At 41.3% G+C, this 12,120-nt stretch carries 6 protein-coding genes; all 6 read right to left on the minus strand.

Going from position 1 to position 12,120, the window contains the following annotated elements; genetic code table 11:
• Positions 1-2,139, minus strand: a 2,139-nt coding sequence (locus tag HSISS3_RS04740; protein ID WP_042771832.1) for a GBS Bsp-like repeat-containing protein, incomplete at its 3' end; no start/stop codon positions are given.
• A 296-nt stretch (positions 2,140-2,435) separates the two neighbouring features.
• Positions 2,436-6,005 carry a GBS Bsp-like repeat-containing protein gene (locus HSISS3_RS04745; protein ID WP_021151897.1) on the minus strand — a complete coding sequence of 1,190 codons (3,570 nt, stop codon included), beginning with the start codon at positions 6,003-6,005 and terminating at the stop codon, positions 2,436-2,438.
• A 266-nt stretch (positions 6,006-6,271) separates the two neighbouring features.
• On the minus strand, positions 6,272-8,029 hold the full coding sequence (gene lpdA / locus HSISS3_RS04750; RefSeq protein ID WP_021151898.1) for a dihydrolipoyl dehydrogenase: 1,758 nt from the start codon (positions 8,027-8,029) through the stop codon (positions 6,272-6,274).
• A 176-nt stretch (positions 8,030-8,205) separates the two neighbouring features.
• Positions 8,206-9,594, minus strand: a complete 1,389-nt coding sequence (locus tag HSISS3_RS04755) for a dihydrolipoamide acetyltransferase (RefSeq protein WP_042771833.1) — start codon at positions 9,592-9,594, stop codon at positions 8,206-8,208.
• Between the two features lie 235 nt (positions 9,595-9,829).
• Positions 9,830-10,828 (minus strand): alpha-ketoacid dehydrogenase subunit beta, encoded by a 999-nt coding sequence (locus HSISS3_RS04760; RefSeq protein ID WP_002888870.1) that lies wholly within the window; start codon positions 10,826-10,828, stop codon positions 9,830-9,832.
• 25 nt (positions 10,829-10,853) lie between these two features.
• Positions 10,854-11,825 carry a thiamine pyrophosphate-dependent dehydrogenase E1 component subunit alpha gene (locus HSISS3_RS04765; RefSeq protein ID WP_008534604.1) on the minus strand — a complete coding sequence of 324 codons (972 nt, stop codon included), beginning with the start codon at positions 11,823-11,825 and terminating at the stop codon, positions 10,854-10,856.
• Between the last annotated feature and the right edge of the window lie 295 nt (positions 11,826-12,120).

Consider the following 12,120-nt stretch of genomic DNA (forward strand, 5'->3'; position numbering starts at 1 on the left):
AAGATCGTCTTGGCCATTTTGGTCAGACCATACAGGAATGAGCACACCTGTAATCCCCCCTGGATTGGTGAGATTGGTAATGACAACATCAAAAGTGCCTCGATTTTTGTCGTTGTTGGCAATAGTTAAGGTTCCTTGAGTCTTGGTAATATCAAGGGTCACTTGTTTGCCTCCAAGGCCAATGAATTTACCATCATTATCAACCAAGTAGACATGAGAGTTATAGAGACCGCTATCACCTTTATGGTTGCTTGAACGAACGGTTACCTTATAGTCTCCGTTGGCTTGTTTAGTTGCCTTGTACCAGATGATATCATCTTGACCATTCTTTTCTGACCAGGTTGGAACTAGAACTTCTTTGAAGCCGTATGGTGCAACCAAATTTGAAATGACAAGATCATAGCTACCAGTAGCATTGTTCAAACCTGTAATGGCAAGGTCTGCTTTAGGTTCCGATAAGGTCACTTTTGTTTGAGTCGCCCCAACTCCAACTTGTGAGCCATCGTTTTGAATATAGTAAAGATGGACATTGTAAGTACCTGTCGAGTATTTGTGATTAGCCACTTGGACATTAACTTTGTAACTGCCATCAGCTTGACGAGTCGCTTCATACCAGCGAATATCATCTTGCCAATCTTTTTCGGACCAGATAGGTACTTGAACCGTACGCACACCCTTAGGGCTATAGACATCACTGATAAGCACATCAAAACTACCAGCACCATTGTTATTTAAGATAGAAATGCTGCCGCTTGGCTTAGTCTCACTAACCTCAATCACAGTCTCTGTCAAATACTGACGGTTACCAGCATTATCTATGAGATAAGCATCCGCTCTATATTTACCATAGGAATGTTTGTGTTCTGAAGCCTTAATCGTCACACGATAGCTACCGTCTGCTTGGCGAGTAGCTTTGTGCCATACCAAATCATCCTGTCCATTAACAAGACTCCATGACGGTACCAAGATTTCCTTCAAGCCATTTGGTGCAACAATATTTCGAACCACAGCATCAAAAGTGCCTGTAGCTACATTATTATTTTCAATCGTTAGGCTGGCACTGGGACGAGATTGACTAACTTCAACCACTTTTTCAGTCAAGTAGAAACGCTTGTTAAAGTTATCTACAATATAGGCATCGGCACGATAGTTACCAGTTGAATGTTTGTGGTCGCTTGCCTTAATAGTAGCGCGGTACGAACCGTCCGCTTGTTTCGTAGCCTTGTGCCAAATTAAATCATCTTGACCACCGACTAAACTCCATGACGGTACGAGGATTTCTTTTAAACCTGTAGGAGCAATGATGTTTTTCACTACAGCATCGAAGGTACCTGTAACCGCATTATTGTTTTCAATAACGAGACTTGCACTTGGACGAGAGTAAGTTACAGAGACTACTTTCTCAGAAATATAATGTCTCTTATTTGTTCGGTCAACAACATAGGCATCTGCACGGTAATTGCCGGCTTCCCCCTTGTGATCAACCGCCTTAATCGTTACACGATAAGAGCCGTCCATTTGCTTAGCTGCCTTATGCCAAATCAAATCATCTTGGCCATTGGCTAAACTCCAAGATGGTACGAGAACTTCTTTGACACCCAAAGGAGCGACAATATCACGCACAACTGCATCAAAGGTACCAGTCGTCTGATTGTTATTCTCAATTGAAAAATTTGCTTTAGGTTGCAAGGCATCTGCAGTTTGACCTGCTACCGAATGAGTCAATCTTTCTGGCTCAGTCGAAGCTGCACTTGATACCTCTGAAACACTTGAAGTAGATGTATTTTCTGAACTTGCTACCGAACTTACTTTAGCTACTGATTCGGAAGCGACTGTCCTTGATTCAGTAGTTTCAGTTGAAACTACCACTGATTGACTGACTTGTGGAGTACTTGAGTTTGCTACTTCACTTGTAGCGGTTGACGGAGTTGCCGCAGTGGATGCTGCTGATGATGACGGTGCGTCCTTAACCAGAACTCCTTCACCTCCAAAAATATCAGCTGCTGTTGCAGGTTGATAATGACTACCTTCAGCAACGGTAGGTATTTGAGTAGCTACCTCATCGGCACTAGCCACTTGAGTGGTTACTGCCATAAGAACAGCTGCACTGGCATAGTAGATAAAATCTTTTGTTCGCATTTAACTTTCCTTTAACACTTTTTTATACGTCAATCATTTTACCACAGAAACTGTTTTACGAATAGGGGAAAAGTGATAATTCTCTAAAAAAATAACAAAAATGAAAAAAGAATAAGTGTTTTTCAAATAAAAGACTACTCAATTCAGGTTAATTAATCTAATATTCATCATAATAACAAGGATTTAAATACAAAATAAAAGATTTTGACAATTGATTGATTTAGTTCCAAGAATACACAATAGGAACAATAAAAAGCCCACAGAAATTCACTTCTGAAGACTTTTCATTTAATAAACTAAGCAAAGATTGAGAAGAATGGTGCACCAAGTTTAGTGTCCATTGGATCTGTACTCTTAACACCATGAATGTAATCCAAAGAATACCAGCCATTATTTGCAGCATTAAATGGATCACGTACATAAGTTTTACCATTATCATAGCCATGAAGAACAATTTCATGCGTATATGGATAGTTGATAAACTGACTTGCTCCTACCGCAGCAAGAACGTGTTGACCGGACAACAAAGCAGAAGCAATACTAGAGATGCTTGAAAGCATGTTACTCTTAAGCCCCCAGTTTTTACTTGCTGAGACAATACCTTCTGCATCAGTACCAGCAACTGATGTTTTATTGAATGAATTTGTATTGTAATACAAGTAATCCGCTACAGTTGTTGGTGATACAGTTGTTCCCAAGATATCTGTAAAAGTCATCGCCAATGATGTTGGGACACAGCCAGATTGATCCATATTGCTGACACCATACCACTTAGAAGCCCAACGAGGGTCACGTTGAGAATAATAAGTCGTTTGTGGCTCAACACGACGATTACGTGGAGCAAGAGCTGTCTCACCAAGGTTGAAACCTTGTACAGTATTATCTACATAATCAACATAAACATGAGTCGTGTAATTTCCAGCAAGATTCTTATGATTGACTGTAGAAACATTGACCTCAGTATGTGTGCCAGTCGGTGTAGCATCGTACCAAGAAAGGTTTCCTTGGTTGCTCTCAGACCAAACCGCCACTCGAATTTTCTGAATTTGACGCCCTTGAGGTGCCTGATCTACCACTACAGTGAAGCTACCAGCTTCTGAATTAACATTAGTGATATAGGTTTGCGTTTTAGTCTTAGCATTACGGAATTCAACTGTTGTCGTTGTCCCTCCTACACCAACTTGTGCCCCATCGTTTAAAATGTAGTACAAATGAATATTGTACAAACCTGTTGAATTTTTGTGGTTAGTAGCTTGAACATTTACCGTATAAGTTCCATTAGCTTGACGTGTTGCTTCATACCAACGAATATCATCTTGTCCGTCTTTTTCAGACCAGATAGGTACTTGAACAGTACGGACACCTTTAGGGCTATAGACATCACTGATAATGACATCAAATGTTCCAGCATCCTTGTTATTGTTGACTACTGAAATCGTACCAACTGGTTTATTATGTTTAACGTCTACCACTGTTTCAGTGACATAGTAGCGTTTGTTAGTATTATCTACGATATAAAGGTCAGCACGATAATTGCCAAGCGAATTCTTGTGTTCATTAGACTTGATAGTGACACGATAGCTACCATCTGATTGGCGAGTCGCTTTGTGCCAAATAAGGTCATCTTGACCGTTCACAAGACTCCATGATGGCACTAAGACTTCTTTAACACCATTTGGAGCAGAAATATTACGAACAACGGCATCAAAAGTTCCCAATTCAACATTATTGTTTTCAATAATGAGACTTGCAGTAGGACGAGTTTGGGTAACTTCTACCACTTTTTTAGTAAGGTAGAAGCGATTGTTTGAGTCATCTACAATATAAGCATCGGCACGGTATTTACCAGTTGAATTCTTATGGTCTGTTGCCTTAATCGTCACACGGTAAGAGCCGTCAGCTTGACGAGTTGCCTTATGCCAGATAAGGTCATCCTGACCACCAGCTAAACTCCATGAGGGAACAAGAACTTCTTTCAAACCTGTAGGAGCAACAATATTACGAACAACTGCATCAAAGGTACCTGCTGCCGTATTGTTGTTTTCAATCGAAAGGACACCACTTGGACGTGCATAGTCAACCGATACTACTTTTTCTGAAATATAGTGACGATTGTTAGAGTTATCTACAATATAAGCATCCGCACGGTAATTACCTTTATTGCCCTTATGCTCACTTGCCTTAATGGTTACACGATAGCTGCCATCGCTTTGTTTAGTTGCCTTATGCCAAATAAGGTCGTCTTGACCGTTTTCAAGACTCCATGATGGAACCAAAACTTCCTTAACACCCAAAGGTGATGTGATATTAGTGATGACGGCGTCAAATGTACCATTTTGGGCATTGTTATTCTCAATAGCAAAACTTGCTTTTGGTCTTAACTGCTCAGGGGTCTTGCCAATGAAGACTTGAGTTGTTGTTCCCCCCACACCGGTCAATTGTCCGTCTTTCTGAACATAGTAAAGATGAACATTATAGAGACCTGTTGTGTTTTTATGAGCTGAAGCTTTTACATTGACAGTATAAGCACCATTGCTTTGACGGTCAGCCGTATACCAAATAATATCATCCTGACCATCAACTTCTGACCAAATAGGCACTTTTACAGTCTCAACACCATTTGGTGCCTTGACATTAGAAATGACAACATCAAAGCTACCTAGAATTGGGTTGTTATTGACAATCGAGATAAGACCACTCAAATCACCTTGAGTAGGATCTGCCTCAACACCGACATTAGCTGTAAATCGCCCAGTATAATCAACACTTTGGTCAAAGACATGTTTTCCTGGCAAAAGATTAGCCGTCGCTGAGAACTGCCATGCACCAGTTTTACCGTTATAGCGCATATTCTTAGCACTTGTAGCTGCAAGTGTTGTTGATGGATATTGAGCAACCCAGAAGTTTTCAAGACCAAATTGAGAGGTTGAAACTGGACCTCTGTAACCTAGATTGTTTTCATCCAACCAGCTGGCACTCGTGTAGAACATCAAGTTGTTATAGCCATACTTACGCATTTCATTAACCCAGGCTTGGGTATTACGGTTGATGTTTGGAAGCATGTTGGAATCTTCAAAGTCATTAACCATAACAGTGCTCTTTGGAAGGTTAAGTCTTTGTGCTGCTTCGATATAGAAGCGAGCCTCTGCACGTGCTTCTTCCTCAGTTGTGTATCGAGAAAAATGATAAGTCGATACTTGGAGGCCTGCGATTTGAGCATTGCGAACCTGTGATGGAGCTTGGGGATTATTGTACCAAGTGTCTTCAGTCAATTTAACGACGACACCACCCACACCTTGGCGGGCAAGAGCACGGTAATCTTCTACACTGATATCACCGTTATGGCTGCTAACATCAATAAAAGTCTTAGGCTGAACCCTAAGATTTGTCGAAGAGACATCCGAAGAATTCGTTAATTTAGCAGGTGTGGCAACAGCGTTGTTAGGGGCCTCAGAAGCTGTTGAATGTGCAGAAGCGGTCACACTCTCAGAGCTAGCGTTTGAAATCGCTGTTGATGTAGACGTAACAATCGTTGTTGAGTTAGCTACAGATGTTGATGCAGTTGAGGTTACAGCCACACTAGACACTTCCGAACTTTGTTTAGCAATAGCTGTAGAGACTGCTGGAGTGTTAGCTTTTGGCACTTCACTTGTTGCTACAGAGGCAGGGGCTGAAACGGTTGAGCTTGGTGTTTCAGTAAGTGACGCTTCACCACCAAAAATTTCTGCTGCAGTCGCAGGTTGATAGTGGTTTCCTTCAGTAATAGAAGGCGTTTGTGTTGCCACTTCATCAGCTTGAGCAACCTGAGTAGTTACAGCCAAGAGAACAGCCGCACTGGCATAGTAGATAAAATCTTTCGTTCGCATTTAACTTTCCTTTTGCATTTGTAATACTTGAACCATTTTACCACATAAAAACTTTCGTGGAAAGGTTATTATTAAAAATTTTCTAAATAAAATAGAAATATTATAAAATTATAAACAAACTTTCTCTCTTGATAGAAAACTCTTTAACTTATTATTCGTATTTTTCTTCAAAACTATTGAAAATCCGTGACGATTTTTTCAAATAAATACAAATGAAAATTTATGAAAAAAATTCCCGAACCTTTGTTCGAGAATTTAATTTATCTTTATTTACGTTTTGGTGGGTTATGGATAGCTTCTCCAAGTACGTCAGCAAAAGCTTCGTACATATTTTCAGAGAAGGTTGGGTGACCATGAATAGATTGCAAGAGTTCATCTACAGTCAATTCATTTTCCATAATTGTTGATGCTTCGTTAATCAATTCGGCTGCAGCCGGACCAATAATGTGAACACCAAGAATTTCATGGTACTTCGCATCTGCAACGACTTTAACAAAACCTTGAGCTTCGTTGGAAGCAATGGCACGTCCGTTACCAGCAAAGCTTGATTTACCAATCAGAACATCGCCGTATTTAGCGCGTGCTTCTTCTTCAGTAATACCACACATCGCAACTTCTGGGTGTGTGTATACAGCAGCTGGTGTGTAGTCAAGGTGAGCCTTACGAACGTTACCATGCATAGCATTTTCAGCCGCAACTTCACCCATACGGTAGGCAGCGTGAGCGAGCATCTTGGTTCCATTGACATCACCTGGAGCATAGATTCCTGGAATAGATGTTTCTTGGTAAGCATTAACTTTGATACGACCACGGTCGAGTTCAAGGTTAAGATTTTCAAGACCATCCAACTGAGGAACACGTCCGATAGAAAGAAGGGCACGGTCAGCTACAATCTCTTCACCATTATTAAGTTTAAGGGTCAATTGGTTGTTAGCTTCTACAATCTCAGAAACTCCGACAGATGTCATAATCTTCATACCCTTCTTAGCAAGGATTTTTTGAAGTTCAAGTGATACTTCTTTATCCATAGCAGGGATAATGCGGTCAGCCATCTCAACAACGGTTACATCCACACCGTATGAAGCATAAACAAGACCAAGCTCGATACCAACGACACCACCACCCATAACAGCGAGTGATTTAGGCAACTCACGCAAGTCAAGAATATCGTCAGATGTCATCACAAGTTGTGAATCAATGCCAGGGATATTGATACGTGAAACTTTTGATCCAGTCGCAAGGATGATGTTACGTCCCTTGATTGTTTCTGATCCGATTGTAACCGTCTTATCTGGGTTAACTTGACCAAGACCGTTGAAAATAGTCACTTTGTTAGCCTTCAAAAGACCTTGAACACCACCAGTAAGTGTCTTAACGACAGAGTTCTTAAAGTCAACAGTCTTATCCATATCGATAGTGTAGTTTGTTGACGCTAGGTTGATACCACGACCTGCAGCAATCTTAAGTCCATTAAGAATTTCTGCATTTTTAAGGTAGGTCTTAGTCGGGATACAGCCTTTATTCAAACATGTTCCACCAAATTCAGATTTTTCAATGATAGCAACCTTACCACCAAGTTGTGCCCCACGAATAGCAGAATAATATCCTGCAGGACCACCACCAACAACGATAATATCGTATTCATTGTCAGCAAGTGGTGCTTTTTCTGCAGCAGCTACAGGAGCAGCTTGGGCAGGTGCTTTAGGAACTTCAAGTCCAGCTGATTCCAACTGAGCAGTTGCTTCTGCAGCTGGTGCGCTCGCAGCATTATCAGCCACAACTTCACCTTCTGCTCCGATATAACCAATTACCTCAGTTACTGGAACTGTTTCACCAGCCTGACGAGTAATCTTCAAAAGGACACCTGAATCTTCCGCTTCAAGTTCCATGTTCGTCTTATCTGACATGATTTCAAGAAGGATATCACCCTCATTAACCACATCACCCTCTTGTTTTTTCCACTCGATGATCTCGCCTTCCTGCATATCAACACCAAGCTTAGGCATAATAATCTCAAAAGCCATTTATAAGATACCAAGAGCGACCAGAAAGCGACTGAAAATTAGGTGTCCGACACGTCAGCCTGCTGACGTAGACGGACGGTCTATTTTCCAAGCTTTCCGCTCGGGTTCAGTTGAGCCCTCTGGTTCGCCCTCTCCTTTCTATTTCAAAACTTCAGTTTTCAGATATTTTATTTTACTTAAATCAACAATTCCATTGGATTTTCAATCAAATGCTTCAAATCAACCATGAATTTGGCACCATTCATACCATCCACAATACGGTGGTCAATAGTTAAGCAAAGTCCCATAATTGGACGCACGACAACTTCACCATCAACAACAACAGGTGTCTGAATAGTTGCTGAAACACCAAGGATAGCTGAGTTTGGTTGGTTGATGATTGGATTAAATGATTTAGTTCCAAACATTCCCAAGTTAGTAATTGAGAAGGTAGAACCTGACATTTCGGCAGCCTTCAATTTACCAGCTTGAGCTTTTTTAATGACATCCTTAGAGGCCACAACAAACTCGGACAAACTCATCTTATCTGCACCATGAACAACTGGCACAATCAAACCATCATCAAGACCAACGGCAATACCGATATTAACAAATTTGTGTAATTCGATATTTTGCGCATCATCAATCAAGGATGCATTGAGGTAACGATGTTCCTCCTTCATAAGGGTACGAACGACTGCTAAACCAATCAAATCAGTGAAAGTCACCTTCATACCAGTCTTGTTCATGATTGGATCAAGGACTTGCTTACGAAGAGCCATAAGGTTAGTCATGTCCACATCATAGTTAAGAGTAAATGTTGGTGCAGTCAAGTATGAATGCGTCATTCCCTTAGAAATCGCCTTACGCATAGCAGACATTGGAATGACTTCCACACCTTCTGGCAAGACTTTTTCAGGTTTAACTTCAACCGCAGGTGCAGCAGTAGCTTCCTTAACTTGTGCTGGAGCACTGATTGCAAGGACATCTTCCTTAGTAATCTTACCACCAAAGCCTGTTCCAGAAACGGTCGCTAAATCAATACCGAGGTCTGCAGCAATCTTACGTGCTAATGGGGTTACCTTAGGTTGAGCACCTTTGAAGTTCTCAACGTCATCTGCATGAACCCGACCTTTTGGTCCAGTTCCCGGAACCTGAGCAAGGTCAATGCCCAACTCACGCGCCACCTTACGAGCCTTAGGCGTTGCACGAACCTTACCACCTTCATGAACCACAGCTACTTGTGGTTGAGGCGTAGCGGCAGGCGTTTCCACAACAGCAACTTCTTCAACTTGCGGTGCAGCTGCTGCAACTGGTGCGCTCGCAGCATTATCAGCCACAACTTCACCTTCTGCTCCGATATAACCAATTACCTCAGTTACTGGAACTGTTTCACCAGCCTGACGAGTAATCTTCAAAAGGACACCTGAATCTTCCGCTTCAAGTTCCATGTTCGTCTTGTCTGACATGATTTCAAGAAGGATATCTCCCTCATTAACCACATCACCCTCTTGTTTTTTCCACTCGATGATTTCACCTTCCTGCATGTCCACACCAAGCTTAGGCATAATAATCTCAAAAGCCATATTTTATGATACTAAGAACGCTAAAATGCGACAGAATTTTAGGAGTTTTACGTTAGTGTGCTTGCACACAAGTAAAACTATCTAAATTCCGAAGCATTTCGTTCGAGTTCAAATCAACTCAAACGCTTTAACGCCCTCTCCTTTCTACTTTAAATTATATTTTCCGATACTCTCACAGTTAAAACAAGAAACACATTTTACTAGCGAGACATATCACTTAACCGTCGCTAGAAAGTTAGTTTCCTTTATTGGCCATCTTGATAATAGCAGCCTTAATCTTTTCAACATCTGGAAGAACCGCTTGTTCCAAGACACGCGCATAAGGTACAGGCACATCTTCACTTGCCAAACGTACAATTGGGTGGTCAAGGTAATCAAATGCTTCACTTTCAGTAACCATAGCAGCAATTTCGCCGATAAAGCCACCAGTCTTATAAGCATCATTTACCAACATCAATTTTCCAGTTTTCTTAACTGAGTCGAAAATCAATTCCTTATCAAGTGGAACGAGGGTACGAGGGTCAACGACCTCAACATTAATACCTTGTTCAGCCACTTCTTCAGCCGCCTTAAGAACACGTTCCAACATACGACCATATGATACGATTGTCAAATCAGTACCTTCACGTTTAATCTCACCTTTTCCAAGTGGGATGTAGAAATCAGGATCTTGTGTTACTTCTTCTTTCTTACCGTAAAGTGCCTTAGGTTCCATGAAGATAACAATGTTATTATCTTGAATAGCAGATTTCAAAAGGCCTTTAGCATCATTAGCATTCCCTGGTGCAACCACTTTAATTCCTGGGATGTGGGTCAACCATGACTCAAGAGATTGTGAGTGCTGTGCTGCAGAACCAATCCCTGAACCAGATGCCACACGGAAGGTTACAGGTGTCTTCAATCCACCACCAAACATGTAGTTGTTCTTTGCACCGTTATTAACGATAGCGTCAAGGGCAATTGTGATGAAGTCCATGAAAGTCAAGTCAACAATCGGACGAAGACCTGTGATGGCAGATCCAACAGCAGCACCAGCGATAGCTGCTTCTGAAATTGGCGTATCTCTAACACGTTTTTCACCAAATTCAGCCAACATACCCACTGAAGTACCAAAGTCACCGCCGTAGATACCAACATCTTCACCCATAAGGAATATATTTTCATCTTTACGCATTTCCTCGCTCATGGCAAGGTTTACTGCCTCACGTAAGGCCATCAATTTTGTTTCACTCATACTTGTTATTCCTCAACCTTTCTCTTTAGTCTACCCATACATCTTCAAAGGCAATTGAAAGTTCTGGATCTGGGCTATTTTGAGCAAACTCATACGCTGCATCGATTTGTGCCTTAACTTGGCTTTGAATAGCATCTAGTTCCTCATCACTTGCGATTTTTTCAGAAACCAAATAGTTACGGTATTTAATGATTGGATCGTTATGGTTCTTCCACTCATCAACCTCTTCCTTGGTACGATAAACTCCAGCATCGGCAGTGGAGTGACCAAACCAACGGTATGACTCTACCTCAACGATAGCAGGACCATTTCCACCACGAACATGTTCCACAGCCTTGCCCATTGTTTCGTAGACTGCCATGACATCATTACCATCCTGACAGTAGAAACCTGGAATACCATAGGCTTCCGCACGTGTATACAAATGAGGAGTGTTGGTAGCTCTATGAATATCCATTGAGATACCATAACGGTTGTTAATGATGAAGAAAATTACTGGCAATTTCCAAGCAGAAGCCATATTGACTGACTCGTGGAAAGAGCCTTCATTAGTAGCACCATCTCCTGAAAAGGCAACAACGATATTTCCAGTTTCTTTATATTGTTGCGTGAGGGCTGCGCCTACGGCAAGGGCATAGCCACCACCAACGATACCATTGGTACCATAGTTACCTTTTTCGAAGTCAGCCAAGTGCATTGAGCCACCACGGCCCTTTGAAACACCCGTTGCCTTACCAGCTAGTTCGGCCATCATTTTGTTCAAGTCCATGTCTTGAGCAATAGATTGTCCATGACCACGGTGGTTTGAAAAGAAAATATCATCGTAGCTCAAGTGTTGAACAGCCCCAACGTTAGCGGCTTCTTCACCAACTGAAAAGTGAGTCATCCCTTGAACAAACCCACGACGAACCAATTTATTAATACGTGAATCAAATTCACGGATACGTTCCATTTTAGTGAACATCTCAAGATGTGTCTCTTTAGAAAGTTTTATCATATCGATCTCCTCTATCGAATTTTTCTATACATCTAGAATAGGGGAAAAAAACTTTATGGGCAAGAAATATGCTTGAAAAATGAAAAGCCTTACATAACTGTCACTAAGAGGCAATTCGTATGCTATTTTTCCAAGGGGTATGATATAATTGAATAGATTTTACCCGAATAGGAGATTATATTATATTGAGTGATGCCATTGTTCACGGGCTTACGGCATGTACAGCTTTTATATTACAAATTGTTATCTTCAAATTAACCACGCATAGACCCGTAAGATACTGGGTTCTCTTTTT

It is taken from the genome of Streptococcus sp. HSISS3, assembly GCF_000448605.1.
Lineage (GTDB): Bacteria > Bacillota > Bacilli > Lactobacillales > Streptococcaceae > Streptococcus > Streptococcus raffinosi.

Excerpts from the sequence above, each read along its gene's own strand:
- HSISS3_RS04745 (WP_021151897.1), bottom strand. The coding sequence starts at position 6,005 with ATGCGAACGAAAGATTTTATCTACTATGCCAGTGCGGCTGTTCTCTTG.
- lpdA (WP_021151898.1), bottom strand. The coding sequence starts at position 8,029 with ATGGCTTTTGAGATTATTATGCCTAAGCTTGGTGTTGATATGCAGGAA.
- HSISS3_RS04755 (WP_042771833.1), bottom strand. The coding sequence starts at position 9,594 with ATGGCTTTTGAGATTATTATGCCTAAGCTTGGTGTGGACATGCAGGAA.
- HSISS3_RS04760 (WP_002888870.1), bottom strand. The coding sequence starts at position 10,828 with ATGAGTGAAACAAAATTGATGGCCTTACGTGAGGCAGTAAACCTTGCC.
- HSISS3_RS04765 (WP_008534604.1), bottom strand. The coding sequence starts at position 11,825 with ATGATAAAACTTTCTAAAGAGACACATCTTGAGATGTTCACTAAAATG.